Consider the following 14,591-nt stretch of genomic DNA (forward strand, 5'->3'; position numbering starts at 1 on the left):
ACGATCAAGGGGTGATGTCGGTCTGGCTGCCCTTCCCGCGGACGTCATGTCCAGGGCAGCCAGACCGGCATCGGGGGCCACGCGGGAACCACGGGGAGAGGCTCGGGCGCGGCGGGCAGCGTCTCCCCCGCGAGTGGGAGCGCCGCGTCTATGGGGCCGTATAGGCGTTTCTAGGCTGCGACGAGGGCGCGGATGTGGTCGCGCTCCTCAGGCGTGGCCGGGACCTTCTCGCCGAGGTGGAGCTGGCGGGCGATCGTCTTCAGGTCGTGCCAGTCGTACCAGGCAGTCGTGCCAGCGGCTCCTGGCTTCAGGAGGCGCCGGCCGCTGTAGCGAGATGCCCACGTGCGTACGGTCCGCTCGGGCTTGCCCAAGCGCCGTGCGGCTCCGGCGATCGTGATGGGTTCCTTCTGCATGGCGGAGCACCTCCGAACATGCGAAAGCCCTCGACGCGCGCGATGCGTTCGAGGGCTGGTAATCCCAGAATCTTGGTCTAGTGATACACCCTGGTCAGAGGTTTGTCCACTCGACACGCCTGGAATGCCTCGCAGTCCGCTACGTCCGGTCAGGCGCGGCGAGAGGTGTGATCGTCCAAACCGGCTGGCTGCAACGTGGAGCGCCGGTAGCTTTTGACCGGTTCGGCGCGGGCCTTGGTCAGGTCGGAGTACTCCTCAGCGTTGTACTCGGTGCGGCACTCACGGCACCTCGCGCCAGCTGGCTGGCCGTCATAGTCGCGCACCTCGTACAGCTCGGCGAACCCGCAGTAGCAGAAGACGCCCGGCAGGTGGCGCGCCTTCCGTTCGGTGTCGCCGAGGAAGCCACGACAGCGGTAGGCGAGGCTGAGGAGTTCGAGGCCGGCGTCTGCGCCCGAGAGCGGGAGGAGGACGTAAGCGTAGCCCGCGGTGGGGTGAACGACTCCCGTAGTGCCGTGCGGGAGTCGGGCGGCCTCGTGGAGCGGAACGGCGCGCATCATCGGCTCTTCCGGGAGTGCCAGAAGCGCGTCGAGGTGGGCGGCGAGGATCGTCCACGCCTGCGTGAGGATCGCCCCGTCGCGACGTCTACGGGCCGTCTCCGTGTCCATCGGGGCCAGGCGGGCGACGGTCCGCACGCGCTCCTCCCAAGAGACGAGGGTGGCGAGAATCAGCCGCACCAGCTCGTCGGCGCTCAGCGAGATGGGGACGGGCGCCGACTTCGACATTGACACGACGGGCCCGCCCGCTACGGCGAAGCTCTTGTCGAGGCGCTGGCGAACGCGCAGGAGCAGCAGCGGCAGGTCGTTGAGCGCTTTGGCGACCGCGGTACGGTCCTGGTCGCAGAACGCCCGGTAGGTGAAGGCGGGGCGGCGGGCCGTCTTGCCGTCGATCAGCTCGACGCGAGGGTCTGAGCATCGGTCGCCACGCGCGCACAAGCGCTGGCCTTCATCGGTGTAGTCGTCGGGCGCGGAGTGAATCCAGTAACGAGTCAAAGCAGCCTCCCCGAGTACGCTGTACGGGAGACCACTGGTGAGGCTGGTGGGCTGGGCGATGTTGTTGTGGGGTCGGGGCGGCTTCCCGTGGGCAGCGGGGAGCCGCTTTCGCGTTTAAGCGCTCCCGCCGTCCCATGTGTTCCCGCCTGGCCCTATTCGATCGCGGTGTCCGCCCACCTGAGCATGAACGAGACGCCGTCCCAGCCGGAGTAGGCGATGTGCCGTAGCAGCTCGGGGCCGCGGTGAACGGCGACATGAGCGACGAAATCCGGGTCTCCTACGGTGCCCATGAAAGCCACCGACGTCTCATCGCCGGGCTGGAGCGGCACGTCAGGCCATGCGAGGCGGGCGGCGTTGGCCCTGAGCCTCGCCATGAGCGCCTGCACGATGGCGACGTCGTCGGTCATGAAGACCAGGGTGTCAGGGGCGAGGCCAAGCAGGGGCAAACGCCTACGGCTTCCACTCCTCGCGGAAGTCGGGGTGGTCGGCGTCCGGCTGGGCCATCTCCCACAGCGTCTGCTTGGCGAAGTGGACCAGGCGAGGGATGCCGGACAGCATCTCCTCCTGGCACCGAACCAGAATCCGCCGCTTCGCCTCTATGTCCCGCTGGACGCGGCGGGGATCCGCAGGCCCCGCGCCCAGCGAGACCGCCGCGCCAAGAGCTGCTGCAGCCTGCATGTGGGGGATCTTCGCGTAGATCGACATTCCATCGATCGCATCGGCCTTCTTCTGCTCGTGCTTCTTCACCCACTCCTCGGCCTCGTCGAAGCGGGCATTGAGAAACGTCGCTAGATCAGTCATGCGTCTCCTCCAGTAGATCAATCTGCCCGTCGCAGTCCCATCCTTGCGGTACGCCGGTGATCCGCAAGGGCTTTCGCGGTGCCAGGCCGAGCTTGGAAGCGCAGTCTGGCCCCAACCCGAGAGCTCGGGACTCCGGGGTGCGGAGGGTGTGCTTGCAGCAGCGGCATCGGCCAACCGTGGGGCTCTCCCCCACGGTTGGCTCGTCCAGCTCGGAGAGGAGCGTCATCGGCGTCGCCGCCGGTACTCACCCCGGTCGATCGACATGCCCGTCGGGAAGCCTGCCGGGTTGCAGGTCGAGCAACGGCGAAAGTGCTTGCGGTCGCCCTGGTAGGCGAGCTTGTGGAAGGCCCGCTGTGTGGCGGTCAGCATCGGGATGAACGCCTTGCCGAATGCCTCGGCGACCGCACCGGCGGCTCGACGCATCCCTTCGGCGAACGCGGTCACATCGGCGTGGAGGGACACGGCCAGGTCCGCCAGCGGCTCGCCATGCCTGACCACGAACTCGTATGGCGGCGAGGTTGTCCGGTACAGCTGGTCACCGTTGATGAACTGACCCCACAGGCCGAGACCATCCTCAGGCGTCGGGTCCGGCTCGTCTGGAGCCCACCTCATCGCGTCCTCGGAGAGGTCGTAGTCGTCGAGGCAAGAGTCGATAGCCGCCAGCACGCCGTCAGTGTCAGCCATGCTCGCCATCATCTCCCGTCTCGGGATGGGTGTCGTCGAGCTTGGCCTTACGAGCTCGCCAGACGCGAACGCACCACCGGCACACATCACCGGCTTCCGGGTAGAGCCTGCCAGCGCCGCGCCTGATCGGCCGCCCGGCCCGCTTCAGGCCGGGGCAGGTCGGGTAGATGTGGTCCCAGAGTTCACCTATCCACCATTCGTCTACGCCCTCGTACTCGGCGGCCAGCTTGGCGTCGATGGCGTCCAAGGCGACGACCAGGATGGGCTCACCCACGGTCGGGCTCCAGGGTGTCGTCGAGCGCGCCGAGCGCAAGAGCACACACGTGCCCGACTGTCGCCCAGATGGCCTGTTGTGCGCGGTCCGGGTTGGAGGGGGCGTTGAGCTTCATGGCCTCTGCATGCCATTCCTTGATGACTGCGCGAACGCGGTCTATGTCGGCTTCGGCCTTCTCGGCCTCTCGCTGCCACATGTCCGCTCGCTCACGATGACGCTCGACAACCTTGGCATGGTCAGCCATGAACGCCGCAACGCCCTCGCTGTCGCCAGCGAGCGCGGCTTTCGCATGCTCCAACTCTGTCTTCAGCCGGTCCGCGCGGCGCTTGTGGACGCCTGCCATCGCTTTGGCGGCGTTGTAGGCGAGGCGTCGCTGCTCCGACTCGCGTTCGGCCTTTGCGGCACGTTCCTCCTGGCGGCGGCACTCGCCCAACAGGCGGGCGCACGCCGTGCAGGACGTGCCCCAGGTGATGGTGTTCTCGTACTCGGCGACCTTGGCGCGTAGCCGCTCCAGTTCCTCGTCTCGGATCCGGGTTAGGTCGTCCAGCGCTTCGGCCACGGCAGGGCCGGGAGGCAGGTGGAGGAGGAGCGCTTCGGCGAACCGCTGGCGGAGGTCGTGTGTGGCAGATCTGCCGTACCCCTCGTGGCAGATTTGCCGGTCATCAACGGAGACGACCATGCCCGCTTCAGCGAGAGCGTCCAAGGCGATCCGGGCGGCCTCTTCGGCCTCTCCCCCAGACAGCATGATCGGCTTGTCCAGCATGGCGTCGGTGAGTGCTCGTTTGCCGAGGCGGAGCCTCAGGTGTTCGCGCAGGTGCTTCTCGATCAGTTCAGCGTGAGTCACGGGCTTCTCCGATCTGGCGGGCGATGTGGGCAGACCAGCGCGCGTCGTTCAGGAACCCGCCGCGCTCTTCCTGTGGACGCGGGAAGTCGCCGCTGACGACCACGCGCTCGATTTCGGCGGCGATCTGCTCGGCGGTCTCTCGCCGTACCTGGGCGGCGAGGAGAGGAACAGCAGCCTCCAGAGCGGCACGGGACAACCGCATGAAGCCGATGTTCGGCTCGCCGCTGATGTGGGCCTGGAGCATGGCCGTGGCCGCTTTGTGGACGATCTTGTCGGGGATGCTGCCTTGTACGGCCTCGGCGGGGATGTCAGCCATGGAAGTCCTCAGGGAATCTGCGGGTGGGGATGCCGGCAGCCTTGGCGAGGTAAGTCGTGTGAGATGCGCCGTGCGAGCCGTGCGGGTCGAGGTTGGGGCAGTGCCACATAGCGCACGGGTCGACGAACGACAAGCACACGTCCGCCCCGAGGGCGACCATTTCGGCGTTGCGGCGATGTCCTGCGGACGGGCAGTAGGTGGAATCGCCGCGCCTCTTGCGATGGTCGGGCCTGCAAGTCGGAGCGCACGTGCCCCAGTCTGCTGGGTGGCGTTCCACGGTGATGCCCCATGCGGAGGCGATCCTGTCGGCCAGAGCGTCAGCGCCGTCCGGGCAGTGGCCGTGGACCACGACGACGTTCTCGGGGCCGTACATGAAGGAGATGGGGGCGAGAGCGTCCCTGATGGTCTGCTCGTCGGTCCACGAGCGGCTGCCGGTGATCAGCACCCGGAACTTGCGGTCAGGCATCGGGCAGCCTCCTCAGGCGTCGCTGGAACGGGATCACGGCCTCACTACCGTCGTCGAGGTAGCGGACCGCGACGTTGCGGGGCCCACCGCCAGGACCCCACGGGATGAGGACCTGGCAGGGGCGGGGCGGGTCGAAGCGGCCTGACAGGCGGTCGCCAGGGTCGGCGTAGACGCGTCCGATCATCGAGCTGGCCACGGGTCAGATCTCCTCTCCCTGGGAGGAGTCCGCGAACGCTCTCCAGTCCACGACGCCGAAACTCGCGTCAAACTCCTGCTGCGCGTTGATCCCTCGGTGTCCTCCGGTGATGCGCTTGGCGAACCACTCCAGCGCGTACGCCCATGTGTCGGCGTCCCGGCGGCCCTGTTTGCGCAGGTGCTCGGCGAGGATGCGGGCGATGTCCTGGCAGTGCTGACGCTCCTGAAGCTGCCCTGCGATGAATCGCTCGTCTTCCATCGACGTCCTCCTTGATCGTTGGGGGTCTGGTCTCGCGCCCTCCCCGCGTCTCGCTCGCGGAGTCCCGGCAGGACCGGGGAAGAGGGCTGGAGGTCATTCCTCGACGAGATCGACGGCCTCCTTGCCGTCGTCGTCGACGAAGACCTGCATGTCGTCGGGCCATTCCTGCGACCATGAGCGGCCCCAGCCGCAGCACTGGGCGCAGATCCCTGGCGTGCCTTCGGCGTACGCCTCGTCGACCGCGCTCTCGGCGTCCTCGGCTTCCACGTCGATGGTCGCGGACGCGCTGCCTACGAGGTGGACTCGGTACTTCGGCATCTCGGTTCTCCGTTCAGGGGGTTGGGGGTGGCCCGGCAGGGAGAGCCAGGCCCCCGGGTGAGCCCCGGGGCTGGAGTGTGGGTCAGGCGAGCCGGGTGGTGACGCGGTGCACCTGGTGGCCGGTCGGGTACTCCTCGCGCTCTGGCGGGTCAGCGAACAGCGCCTGCGGGCCGTGAGGGTCGTCCGGGTGGACGGGCCCCCACCCGAACTCGGTGCCCGTCTCGCAGTGGGTGCGGGCCAGGTTCTCGACGCGCTCGCGGGCGTCGTCCTCGGCCAGGTCGGCGCCGTCGAACGCCAGCCGGCCTTCTGGGGTTTCGTGGGCGGTGAGCCAGAGGACAATCTCGCCGGGCTGGTGCTGCCACTCCTCGCGGACCTGGTCGCCGTCCAGGCCGCTGCCGAGCGTCGCCGCTGACAAGTTGGCCAGCTCGACCACGACCTCCTCGGCGCGGCTGTCGGCGAGCTGGTAGCGGTCGGGGTGGGCGGGGGCGAGCATGCCGAGGAGGTGCTGGACGCCCTCAGCGTGACGCTTGCTGATCATGTGGTTCTCCTTTTGGTCGTCGAGGGGGTTGGAGGTTGCCCGGCAGAGAGAGCCGGGCAAATGGTCAGCGGTCGCGAAGGAGTGCCTCTATCGCGCGCCTGTCGTGCTCCCAGCAGAAGCAGCACTGGCAGCCGATGACCAGTTCGGCGTGAGCGGCCTTGACCTCTTTGAGGTGGTCGGCGCCGAGGCGCCTGACCAACCCGCTGATGTGGCCGCAGTCCCGCCCGTCGACACGGCCAGCAAGAGCCTTGAGGGCACATTCGGGGAGGTCCTTGATGGTGGCGGGCTTCGAGGCGGCCATGAGCGTCATCTCGTCTCCTACGTCGGCGGGTCTGGGGCAGGGGTGGAGCTGGGGCCCGGCAGGGAGAGCCAGGCCAAAGGGGTCAATCGGCTATGCGCCGCGCACGCTCCATGTCCTCGTCGCTCTGCGGCGTTCCCGCGCCGTTGACCAGCAGGTAGATTTCGGCCTCTTCGCGGACCGTCTTCACCCGCGCCTCACACACGGGGATGAGCGCCCGCCGCATAAAACGCCGCTGCCCGATGACGGTCAGACCGCTGAAGAGCACGTACGGACCGTCGGGGGTTCTCTCCGTGACGGACACTTCGCCCTCAGGGAACCAGGACGCGGGGACTGCGAAGTCACTGCCGAACCACATCGCGGCAGTGGTGATGCGCTGCTTGCCGTCGATCATCGCGTATGCGAAGTCGATGTCGTCGTGGTGGGTCTCGCCCCAGAATGCGCCGAGACGGTCGTTGATGATGAGAGCGGGGATCGGCAGCCCAAGCAGCCACGACTTGACCAGCGCGACTCGCTGGTCAAGCGTCCACACGTCTCCACGCTGGTACGGGGTGTCCAGAAGGAGGTCGCCCTCACGGACCAGATTGACGAGACCGCTCGCCTCACGGTTGGTGGCGTTCAGGCTCCGGTGCTCCAGCGGCTGATCGGTTTGGCGGGTCATGCTGGGCTCCTACGTAGTCGGGCCTGGGTTAGGGAGTGGAGCGGGGCCCGGGGCAACCCGGGCCCGAAAGGGATCACAGGTCGTCGTAGCTGCCCTCGCCGGTGGGCGCGTACGCGATACCGGCCTCGGCGTCGTCGCACACGTCAGCGGTCACGGCGTCGATCAGGCCGGCAGCGAGGTCTTCACAGGACTTGCACATCTAGAAGGGCTCCTCTCCATTTGCGGGGTGGTCGGTGATCTCGGGGACGACGTCGAGGTTCGGGTCTTCCTCGGCCCGCCGGTCGTCGCCTTCGTCACGCCAGGCGAGTTCGGCGAGGTCTTCGGGGTGAAGCGGGGTCATGGGTCCTCCTGTGGGTTGGGGCTTGCGGGTCTGGGGTCAGGGAGTGGAGCTGGGCCCGAGGTCTCCCTCGGGCCAAGTCGGTTAGCGGATGCCGCAGGCGATGTAGTGCTTGGGCTGGTCGCCGAGCCACAGGGCCGCCTTGCGGTCCTCCTGCCTGAGCGCCTTCTGGTTGTTCTCGGGGATGATCACCACGTCGTCGCAGCGGAGCATCTGGCGGAGCGCGTAGTCGAGGTCGGCGCGGGCGACGTCCGCCAGCATCGGCCGCAGCTCGGCGAACCCGACCCACTCGTGGCGGGCGGTGCGCAGGGTGGCGTAGGCGGCGCGGATGCGGGCCTCCAGGTTGACGGCGGGCTTGGGGGCCTCGAAGTACTTGACGTCCTCGGGGAGGGTGATCGTCCAGGTGCGGCCGGTCTTGACGGCCACCACGCGGTACCTGGCGTGCAGGCTGCCGTCCGCGATCCAGCGGTAGACGGTGCTGGCCTTGACGCCGAGTTCGGCGGCGAGGTCCTTCACGGTCTGCTGGGCGGGGCGGTAGTCGGTGGTGGCGGTCATTTCGTTCTCCCTGCTTGCAACTCTCTTCGCGAACAATGTTGACACTACGCCTGCCCTCTCGGGTTGTCAACTATGTTCGCGCTATTGGTTCGCGCACTCTGTTGTGAGATCCTTCGCTTATGGCCAAGGACGAGATCCCCGAGCTGCGAAAGCTCCGCGACGACTACGACCGCGCGAGAGCCGCCCTCTTCGCTGGAATCCGCAAGCACCTGGAGAAAGGGCGGGGACCGTCCGAGATCGGCAGGAGCGTCGATTGGAGCCGCGAGTACATCGCCAAGATCCGCGACGGCAAGGTCAAGGACGCCGGCGAGTAGCCGTTCACCCGGCCATCCCCACCGCTCTGGCGCAGGGATCACCGCAGAACTCAAGCCCGCCCACGAGTGTCCAGCCGTAGACGTCCCGAGCGATCCGGTCCGCGGCGGCGAAGTCGCGGACCGTCGTCTGGCAGCGGGCCGCGCATCCGGGGTTGTCGCACTTGAACGCGACCGCTCGGACCTTCACCCGGACTCCCCCGGCCGCCCGCCCCGCGTGCAGGGCTCGCAGTGGTGCTTGCCGTCGCGCTCGCTCCAGTCGTACCGCTCGACGGCGATCCGGAAGGCGCTCTCTGGGTGTCGGGCGCTGATCTGGCAGTAGGCCCAGCAGCCGGGGGTGTCGCAGTCGAAGGCGATGTGGCGGATGCTCATCGGGACGCCTCCCCGGACTGCTGACGCTGCCTCTCGGCGATCAGGAAGTCGTTCAGCAGCCGGTTGTACCGTGCGTCGGCCAGGGCGTTGTGCTCATCCTTGGCCTGCTTGGGCAGCTTCGGGTAGTCGAGACGCGCAACCTCCTGCTGGAGGTCGTTGGTCCACATCGGCACGCCTGCTGGCAGGTCGATCATGCGCCCCCACAGTTGGCAGAGGGCGACGTGGTCGTAGGCGCCATACCAGGCCCACAGCTCGACGTCATGGGTTGCTTGGATGAAGTCTCGGACCTCGTCGGCGATCCGCTGGGCGGGTTTCACGTCCTCGTGCTCGACGTCAAGGAAGCCGCTGTTGTCGAGCGGCAGGTGCAGCCAGACGTTGTCCATCAGCCACGAGTGGGCGTTGATCTTGCTGATGGGCATGTCGCGGTTGACGGCGTAGTACTCGCGACCATCCTCGGACACCATGCCGATCGAGATGAGCTCGATCGTCTTGCCGTCCTCGATGAACTCGCAGTCGTAGAAGATCTTGGTCATCACTGCCTCTTTGTCGATCTTGATTTCGGATACTGATTTTGATCTCGTACTGGTGTGCGCCTCAAAGGGTGCAGGAGCCCCTTGCGCCCCCCGAGACGACCTAGGAGACCTGAACCGCCCTACGGGGCGCTGAGAGCCGCGTCTGAGCCGCTTCCCGGGGCATCCCCGCCCCGACCGTCCCCCGCCCCGAGCGCCTCAAGGGTGAACTCGCCGTTGCGGACCCCGGCCACGAACGCGGCCACCTCACCGTCGAAGAACGTGAGCGACGGCCTCGGCGCCCCGTCCCGCCACATCTCCCACCAGTCCTCATCGAAGCGGACGAGGATCACCGGGCCGCAGTAGGTGCCGAGCTGCTCGGCAGCCAGAGCGTCGACGTAGACCTGCCACTCGTCGCCGGTGTACCTCAGCACGGGCGACTCCGCGCCGCGCTTGCTATCCCGCACCAGCACGGCGTCAGCGGCGCGGGCCACCTCCACGCACTCGCCCGTGGGTCCGCTGAAGCTGCTCTTACGCCACACGATCTCGGGCTCGTTCATCGGTGATCTCCTTCGTTCGGGTGGTCAGGGGTTCGGTCGGCGAGGGCGTCGGTGACGTGGTCGGCACACGCCTGGTAGCCGCGCTGGTAGTCGGTCGGGTGAACTGGGGAGGGCTGCGTGTTGGAGCGCATGGTGACCAAGGCGCGCTCGGCTGCTGCCTCGGCCGCCTCGGCACGCTCGCGTGAGCGCGTGTTCTGGCGCTCCAGGATGTCGAGCTGGCGGCGCAATTCAACCGCGAGGTCCTCGGCGCGCTGCTGCATGCCCTGGGCGCCCTTGATCTCGACGGTGGCGGCCTCTCGCGCGGCGGCGATGATCGGTTCCGCTAGTTCGGCGGCGCGCTGGTCGATGTGCGCCTGGAGGTTGGCCAGCATCCGATCCAGGCGGGTGACCTGTTCCGCGAAGGTCTCGTCGATGTCAGCCATGAGATGCCACCTCCTCGGTCTCGTTCTCGTCCCTTGGCCAGGTGAGACCCAAGTCGTTGTCGTGATCGCCGTCATGGCCGGGTTCGAGGTAGCAGAACGATTCTTGGCCGCGGCTGTCGTGCGTCATCTCGTCGCACCTGGGGCCGGTGCGGACAGGTCCGTCGTCCAGGGCGTGCATGCGGGCCTTTTCCTCCGCGTTCCGTCGGCGGGTTTCCCACCCTCGCCGGGCGGCCGTCTTTCGTGCGGCGACGGCTTCCGGCCGGTTGCGCCTAGCCTCGCGTTGTGCTTCCCGCTGTGCCCGCCGCTCGGCTGCGGCGGCGGTGGCAGCCGCCGCCAGGCCAGCGAACAGGGCGCCGATGGCGTCGCCTCTGCGGCCAGGCTTGTCCGCGGCCTGGTCGAATAGCTCGTTCGGCTTCACCGCGCCTCCTTCGGGTCTCGGGGGGATGCGCCTTCCACGGGCGGGCGCACAGGGTGGGGACGGGCGGCGGTCATCCGGACTCGCCGTGCTCGAAACGGGCCGAACGGGCGGCCACGTAGGCGTGCTCGAGGTACTCGGCGTACGGGGCGCGGGCCAGCGGGATCGGCTCGGTGACGTCGCCCTTGGGCAGCGCAGTCGAGGCGCGCGAGGCCGGGACCAGCAGCGCACCGTGCTTGCACAGCATGCGGCGGAAGCCGTCGTCGTCGACGTCCGGGAGGATGCCGCACGCGGGGGCGAAGAAGTGAAAGCCGAAGAGCGGGCCGGTGAAGGTGCAGTCCCCTCCACATCCGACGCCAACGTGTGAGCTCTGGCCGCGGGCCGGCGTGCCGATGACGCGGGAGCGGCGGATGGACAGGTGGCCGTGCGGCACCTCGCCTGCGGGGAGGTCGCCGAGCACGAGCATGTTCGTCATGTGGAAGGCGTCCGACCGGCCTAACCCGTGGATCGGGTCGACGGCGTCCAGCAGCAGCGGAACGTCCAGCCGCTCGAGCGGGCCCTTGACCTCGACCCACCAGTTGAGGTCGGTCAGGTAGAAGTCCGGCAGGTAGGGGCGGCGCTTGGCGCCGACGAGGTAGCCCTGCGGTTCGTACTCCCAGCGGATGCCGAGCGTGTCGAGAAAGACCGCCCAGCGGGCCTCGAGGCGGGACCTGAAGCGGCAGCCCTTGTACCGGGTGTCGATGGCCTGGATGGTCATGTCAACCCGTCCTCTCCAGGGCGCTGGTCGGCGTCCATGCCTTCTGCTCGTCGAAGCCGATCATGGTTTCGGTCCACGGCCAGGCGCCGCCCGCACTGAGACGTTCCGGCCAGTCGCGTTCGTCGCGATCGCCACGCCAAGACTCGAGGTCCACGATGCGGCGGACGTTGGCGTCCTTGGTGTCGGCCTTGCGGATGCCGTAGCCGAACTCGGGCCAGCCGAGTAGCGCCGAGGAGCCGCGGGGGCGAAGGTCTCGGCGCCCGCCCGAACCCAGGGCGTGGCCCGCGTGGGCCTCGAGCAGGACGCAGGCGCCACGGGCGCGGATCATGTTGAGCGCGGCGAGGATCGGCGCCACCTCGTCGTCGCTGTTGAGCGCGCGGGGCGCGAGCCGGTAGAGCGGGCCAAGGAACACCACGTCGGGCTGGATGAGGGCGATGCGGCGCATCAGCCACGACAGGTCACGGTCGTTGGCCAGGTCGAGCCCTTCGGGACGGATCTCCAGCCACAGGTTGGTCTCTTCGATCGGCCTGCCCTGTAGACCGGCCTGCGCCACCATGGGTCGCAGCTTGCGCCGTACCTGAGTGGCGGTGTTCTCGACGTCCAGGATGAGCACCCGGCGCGGCGTGATCTCGGAATGCTTGAACGGGTGGATCCCGGCCGAGATCGTGACCGCGAGCTGGCGGAACAGGGTGGACTTGCCGAGCCCTTCTGTGCCCGTGAGGATGAACCGGTCGCCGCGCTCCAGCAGGCCAGGGACGATCCAGTCGTACTCCTCGTCCTCAACGGCGAGGAACTGCCCGATGGTCTGGGTCTCGATGTCGTCCTCGCCGAGCTCGAAGTCGCGAACGTCTTCGAGTTCACGCAGCGCAGCTTCCGTCAACCCGTGGGCGTCGCTCTCGGCGGCCCACGCCCGGTGGGCGATGCGCTTGCCCGCGGCGATGAGGCGGCGGCGAACGGCGTGGCCGCGGACGATCGCCGCGTAGTGGCCGACGTTCGCCGGGGTGGGGCAGGCGGCCATGACAGTGTGCAGGTATCCGGCTCCGCCCGCCTTGTCGAGTAGGCCGCTGTCGATGAGCTGGGACAGCACGACCGTGGCGTCGATGGGCTTGCCCGCCCGGACGACCTCGAGGATCGCCTCGTGGATGACCTTGTGGCCGCCGCGGTAGAAGTCGCCGGTGGAGATGGTGGCCAGGCACTTTTCGGTGGCGGCCTGGGACCACAGCATGGCGCCGAGGACTGACATCTCGGCGTTGATGTCGTGCGGTTCGAGGCTCGTCTCGTCGTCGATCATTCTCGCTCCATCCATCGGTTACGGGGGCTTGTCGTGGTCGGCTTGCCGTCGCCTTTCTGGCGCCCGTTGCCGTTGCGACGTGCTCGGTCGTTGTGCTCACGGCGCATCCAGTTGCGCCAGGTGGCGATCCAGTCGAGCTTGCGGCCCTTGGCTCCAGGCACTGACCGCCAGTAGTCGCAGAACGCCTCGTGGTCAGGCGTTGCGCAGGTAGGGGCGTTCTCGCGCGCCCAAGCGATCATTTCTGCGGTTAGGGGGAAGTCGTCGGGGAGTCGGGTACCGGCCGTCGAACGCGACGGTCCTCTCGGCGCAGCCGTCTGCTCTCCCGGTTGGTCCGGTGCTGCTCGCGTCTGCGGTTCGGGGTCGGCTTCTCCATCGCGCCCGTCGTCGCGCACGGCAGTGCGCGCTGACGGACTCGAAGAGTCCGTATCCCCTGCTCCCCTGCTCCCCTGCTCCCCTGCTCCAGGCGCGAGACCATCCGGAGACTCTCGCGAGGATGTCGCGAGGATGTCGCGAGGATCCGCGTTTCCGCTGGTGACAGTCGCGCCGCAGTCGTCAGGGCGCGGGTACCGTGGCTTCGACGGCTTGTCGACCCGCTGGTGGCGATCCCACGTCGGGATGAAGAGGTATCGCCGACCCAGATGCTCATAGCGGACCACCAAAGAGGCCGCAGAGAGTGTCGCGAGACCCTCGCGAACGAAGGTGCGAGCCGCGACGGGATCGTCTTCGAGCGCGAACAGGTCGGCCGCGATCTGGCGGAAGTCGTCAACGCCAACACCGTTGTCGTCGACATATGACCACAGCCCGACGAACAGCAGACGCACGTCGCGGCGCAGCTTGACGATGTCGTCAGAGCGCCAGAATTCGGGCTTGATGGACCTGATGCGCACGTACTGGGACCTTCCAATGGCAGTTGTTCGTTGACAGCCGGAATCGGGCCCTGTCTTCGTCCGGGCACGCCAAATAGACCCCCTTCGGGTGCCCGCTTCTCGTAAATACGAAGTGAGTCCACTTTATCAGTCCGCTGACAAGATACGTGTTCTACTATCAATGTGTGGTATCGGGACCGTGAGAACCTTGAAAGGTGGACGACGACGTGAGGACCGAGCTCCGAGAGGCGGCCGAGGCGTACCGGAACGCGCCCAAGATCCTGAAGGACGCCATCATCAACGCGGCCAAGCACGGCCACACCGCCGCCGAGATCGCCAGCACGATCGACCTCACGTACAGCCCCGACTACGTCTCGCAGATCATCCGCGACGCTGGCGTTCCCCGGAGCCGGGGCCGGCGCAAGCGCGCCAACCCCGAGCCCTCCGACTCCTGACCTCTTCACGACGCCTCCCCGGACCGCTGCAGCGCCGCGGCCGGCCGGTGACCCACATGCCAGGTCGGGATCAGACGCGTGCTCGTCGACTCTGGCCTGAAGGCACCGCAGGGTTGGCATACAGAAGCGGAATATGTGGATTCGGCCTGTCCAAGTACGTGATCGCTGCGAGAAAGCGGGCCGGCTCCTCTTGAAGAAGTCCAATACCGGTGTTGCATGGACTGCACAGCAGGCCGCGAATCCTGCCGGTCTTGTGGCAGTGATCTACGTACAGACGGCCCTTCGGCACGTCGGTGCTCGCTCGACGGCAGATCGCACAGCGGCCGTTCTGGGCGTCGAGAATCGCGTCGTACTCTCCCTCGGTCAGGCCGAAGTACCGCCTGAGTCCACCCCGGCGATTCGCCTCCCTTACTCGCTTCGGGTTGGCTTTCTGCCAGGTGAGCGTGTCCTCGCGCTCGCAGGATCGGCACCTCGACCGCGAGTAGCCGTTCGTGCGCCTGCCAAAGTCCCTCTCTCTGTCCTTTGTTTCGCCGCACTTGGGGCACCGCTTGAGCTGAGTGTTGGTCCGGGCCCGCAGACTCTCGGCAATCTTCTGCTTCTGCCCCTCCGACATAGAAGCGCCGCG

The 14,591-nt window shown here is 67.7% G+C and carries 31 protein-coding genes; 2 read left to right on the forward strand and 29 right to left on the reverse strand.

The genetic code is table 11. The features are described from left to right. Positions 1-170: 170 nt before the first annotated feature. The 19 genes from ACFXJ8_RS26085 to ACFXJ8_RS26175 form a co-directional block, all read right to left on the reverse strand. On the reverse strand, positions 171-413 hold the full coding sequence (locus ACFXJ8_RS26085; RefSeq protein WP_379646580.1) for a hypothetical protein: 243 nt from the start codon (positions 411-413) through the stop codon (positions 171-173). Between the two features lie 149 nt (positions 414-562). Then, positions 563-1,462: a hypothetical protein gene (locus tag ACFXJ8_RS26090; protein ID WP_379646581.1), complete on the reverse strand. Its 900-nt coding sequence runs from the start codon at positions 1,460-1,462 to the stop codon at positions 563-565. Positions 1,463-1,614: 152 nt separating this feature from the next. Continuing rightward, complete coding sequence (locus ACFXJ8_RS26095) at positions 1,615-1,869, reverse strand: hypothetical protein (protein ID WP_379646582.1); 255 nt, start codon at positions 1,867-1,869, stop codon at positions 1,615-1,617. Positions 1,870-1,912: 43 nt separating this feature from the next. Continuing rightward, on the reverse strand, positions 1,913-2,263 hold the full coding sequence (locus ACFXJ8_RS26100) for a DUF6221 family protein (protein WP_379646583.1): 351 nt from the start codon (positions 2,261-2,263) through the stop codon (positions 1,913-1,915). After that, the gene (locus ACFXJ8_RS26105) at positions 2,256-2,489 is read right to left on the reverse strand and encodes a DUF6011 domain-containing protein (RefSeq protein WP_379646584.1); all 234 of its coding nucleotides are present in this window, start codon (positions 2,487-2,489) and stop codon (positions 2,256-2,258) included. Before ACFXJ8_RS26105 ends, ACFXJ8_RS26100 begins: the two co-directional genes overlap by 8 nt. Continuing rightward, positions 2,486-2,947, reverse strand: a complete 462-nt coding sequence (locus ACFXJ8_RS26110) for a hypothetical protein (protein WP_379646585.1) — start codon at positions 2,945-2,947, stop codon at positions 2,486-2,488. The genes ACFXJ8_RS26105 and ACFXJ8_RS26110 overlap by 4 nt, the downstream gene beginning before the upstream one ends. Beyond that, positions 2,940-3,221: a hypothetical protein gene (locus ACFXJ8_RS26115; RefSeq protein WP_379646586.1), complete on the reverse strand. Its 282-nt coding sequence runs from the start codon at positions 3,219-3,221 to the stop codon at positions 2,940-2,942. The genes ACFXJ8_RS26110 and ACFXJ8_RS26115 overlap by 8 nt, the downstream gene beginning before the upstream one ends. Further along, positions 3,214-4,065 (reverse strand): hypothetical protein, encoded by an 852-nt coding sequence (locus ACFXJ8_RS26120; RefSeq protein ID WP_379646587.1) that lies wholly within the window; start codon positions 4,063-4,065, stop codon positions 3,214-3,216. Before ACFXJ8_RS26120 ends, ACFXJ8_RS26115 begins: the two co-directional genes overlap by 8 nt. Continuing rightward, the gene (locus tag ACFXJ8_RS26125; RefSeq protein WP_379646588.1) at positions 4,052-4,381 is read right to left on the reverse strand and encodes a hypothetical protein; all 330 of its coding nucleotides are present in this window, start codon (positions 4,379-4,381) and stop codon (positions 4,052-4,054) included. Before ACFXJ8_RS26125 ends, ACFXJ8_RS26120 begins: the two co-directional genes overlap by 14 nt. Continuing rightward, a complete protein-coding gene (locus ACFXJ8_RS26130; RefSeq protein ID WP_379646589.1) occupies positions 4,374-4,847 on the reverse strand; it encodes a DUF2493 domain-containing protein in 474 nt (157 codons plus the stop codon). The genes ACFXJ8_RS26125 and ACFXJ8_RS26130 overlap by 8 nt, the downstream gene beginning before the upstream one ends. Then, entirely contained in the window at positions 4,840-5,043 is a 204-nt protein-coding gene (locus ACFXJ8_RS26135; protein ID WP_379646590.1) for a hypothetical protein, read from the reverse strand. The genes ACFXJ8_RS26130 and ACFXJ8_RS26135 overlap by 8 nt, the downstream gene beginning before the upstream one ends. 3 nt (positions 5,044-5,046) lie before the next feature. Then, on the reverse strand, positions 5,047-5,301 hold the full coding sequence (locus ACFXJ8_RS26140) for a hypothetical protein (RefSeq protein WP_379646591.1): 255 nt from the start codon (positions 5,299-5,301) through the stop codon (positions 5,047-5,049). Between the two features lie 93 nt (positions 5,302-5,394). After that, on the reverse strand, positions 5,395-5,619 hold the full coding sequence (locus ACFXJ8_RS26145; protein ID WP_379646592.1) for a hypothetical protein: 225 nt from the start codon (positions 5,617-5,619) through the stop codon (positions 5,395-5,397). An 82-nt stretch (positions 5,620-5,701) separates the two neighbouring features. Then, complete coding sequence (locus tag ACFXJ8_RS26150; RefSeq protein ID WP_379646593.1) at positions 5,702-6,157, reverse strand: hypothetical protein; 456 nt, start codon at positions 6,155-6,157, stop codon at positions 5,702-5,704. Between the two features lie 64 nt (positions 6,158-6,221). Continuing rightward, positions 6,222-6,467 carry a hypothetical protein gene (locus ACFXJ8_RS26155; RefSeq protein ID WP_379646594.1) on the reverse strand — a complete coding sequence of 82 codons (246 nt, stop codon included), beginning with the start codon at positions 6,465-6,467 and terminating at the stop codon, positions 6,222-6,224. A gap of 73 nt (positions 6,468-6,540) precedes the next feature. Further along, positions 6,541-7,116, reverse strand: a complete 576-nt coding sequence (locus ACFXJ8_RS26160) for a DUF262 domain-containing protein (RefSeq protein ID WP_379646595.1) — start codon at positions 7,114-7,116, stop codon at positions 6,541-6,543. Positions 7,117-7,189: 73 nt separating this feature from the next. Next, positions 7,190-7,315: a hypothetical protein gene (locus ACFXJ8_RS26165; protein WP_379646596.1), complete on the reverse strand. Its 126-nt coding sequence runs from the start codon at positions 7,313-7,315 to the stop codon at positions 7,190-7,192. After that, complete coding sequence (locus ACFXJ8_RS26170) at positions 7,316-7,456, reverse strand: hypothetical protein (protein ID WP_379646597.1); 141 nt, start codon at positions 7,454-7,456, stop codon at positions 7,316-7,318. Positions 7,457-7,537: 81 nt separating this feature from the next. Then, positions 7,538-8,008: a helix-turn-helix domain-containing protein gene (locus ACFXJ8_RS26175; RefSeq protein WP_379646598.1), complete on the reverse strand. Its 471-nt coding sequence runs from the start codon at positions 8,006-8,008 to the stop codon at positions 7,538-7,540. 119 nt (positions 8,009-8,127) lie between these two features. Between ACFXJ8_RS26175 and ACFXJ8_RS26180 the strand changes: the two genes are divergently transcribed. Then, complete coding sequence (locus tag ACFXJ8_RS26180; protein WP_379646599.1) at positions 8,128-8,322, forward strand: hypothetical protein; 195 nt, start codon at positions 8,128-8,130, stop codon at positions 8,320-8,322. Between the two features lie 4 nt (positions 8,323-8,326). Here ACFXJ8_RS26180 and ACFXJ8_RS26185 read toward each other — a convergent pair whose 3' ends face one another. The 9 genes from ACFXJ8_RS26185 to ACFXJ8_RS26225 form a co-directional block, all read right to left on the reverse strand. Then, on the reverse strand, positions 8,327-8,509 hold the full coding sequence (locus ACFXJ8_RS26185; RefSeq protein ID WP_379646600.1) for a hypothetical protein: 183 nt from the start codon (positions 8,507-8,509) through the stop codon (positions 8,327-8,329). Continuing rightward, positions 8,506-8,691: a hypothetical protein gene (locus ACFXJ8_RS26190; RefSeq protein ID WP_379646601.1), complete on the reverse strand. Its 186-nt coding sequence runs from the start codon at positions 8,689-8,691 to the stop codon at positions 8,506-8,508. The genes ACFXJ8_RS26185 and ACFXJ8_RS26190 overlap by 4 nt, the downstream gene beginning before the upstream one ends. Further along, a complete protein-coding gene (locus ACFXJ8_RS26195; protein ID WP_379646602.1) occupies positions 8,688-9,224 on the reverse strand; it encodes a 3'-5' exoribonuclease domain-containing protein in 537 nt (178 codons plus the stop codon). The genes ACFXJ8_RS26190 and ACFXJ8_RS26195 overlap by 4 nt, the downstream gene beginning before the upstream one ends. Positions 9,225-9,343: 119 nt before the next feature. Then, positions 9,344-9,760, reverse strand: coding sequence for a DUF397 domain-containing protein (locus ACFXJ8_RS26200; RefSeq protein WP_379646603.1), 417 nt, complete (start codon positions 9,758-9,760; stop codon positions 9,344-9,346). Continuing rightward, the gene (locus ACFXJ8_RS26205; RefSeq protein WP_379646604.1) at positions 9,757-10,182 is read right to left on the reverse strand and encodes a hypothetical protein; all 426 of its coding nucleotides are present in this window, start codon (positions 10,180-10,182) and stop codon (positions 9,757-9,759) included. The genes ACFXJ8_RS26200 and ACFXJ8_RS26205 overlap by 4 nt, the downstream gene beginning before the upstream one ends. Continuing rightward, positions 10,175-10,600, reverse strand: coding sequence for a hypothetical protein (locus ACFXJ8_RS26210; protein WP_379646605.1), 426 nt, complete (start codon positions 10,598-10,600; stop codon positions 10,175-10,177). Before ACFXJ8_RS26210 ends, ACFXJ8_RS26205 begins: the two co-directional genes overlap by 8 nt. Before the next feature lie 70 nt (positions 10,601-10,670). Then, positions 10,671-11,354 (reverse strand): hypothetical protein, encoded by a 684-nt coding sequence (locus ACFXJ8_RS26215; protein WP_379646606.1) that lies wholly within the window; start codon positions 11,352-11,354, stop codon positions 10,671-10,673. 1 nt (position 11,355) lies between these two features. Next, positions 11,356-12,645: a DnaB-like helicase N-terminal domain-containing protein gene (locus ACFXJ8_RS26220; protein ID WP_379646607.1), complete on the reverse strand. Its 1,290-nt coding sequence runs from the start codon at positions 12,643-12,645 to the stop codon at positions 11,356-11,358. Next, positions 12,642-13,532 carry a hypothetical protein gene (locus tag ACFXJ8_RS26225; RefSeq protein WP_379646608.1) on the reverse strand — a complete coding sequence of 297 codons (891 nt, stop codon included), beginning with the start codon at positions 13,530-13,532 and terminating at the stop codon, positions 12,642-12,644. The genes ACFXJ8_RS26220 and ACFXJ8_RS26225 overlap by 4 nt, the downstream gene beginning before the upstream one ends. 194 nt (positions 13,533-13,726) lie before the next feature. Here ACFXJ8_RS26225 and ACFXJ8_RS26230 point away from each other — a divergent pair, with 194 nt between their 5' ends. Further along, entirely contained in the window at positions 13,727-13,966 is a 240-nt protein-coding gene (locus ACFXJ8_RS26230) for a hypothetical protein (protein ID WP_379646609.1), read from the forward strand. A 70-nt stretch (positions 13,967-14,036) separates the two neighbouring features. On the opposite strand, the gene ACFXJ8_RS26235 is transcribed toward ACFXJ8_RS26230, so the two are convergent. Continuing rightward, the gene (locus tag ACFXJ8_RS26235) at positions 14,037-14,579 is read right to left on the reverse strand and encodes an endonuclease VII domain-containing protein (RefSeq protein WP_379646610.1); all 543 of its coding nucleotides are present in this window, start codon (positions 14,577-14,579) and stop codon (positions 14,037-14,039) included. Between the last annotated feature and the right edge of the window lie 12 nt (positions 14,580-14,591).

It is taken from the genome of Nonomuraea sp. NPDC059194, assembly GCF_042754765.1.
Taxonomy (GTDB): Bacteria; Actinomycetota; Actinomycetes; order Streptosporangiales; family Streptosporangiaceae; genus Nonomuraea.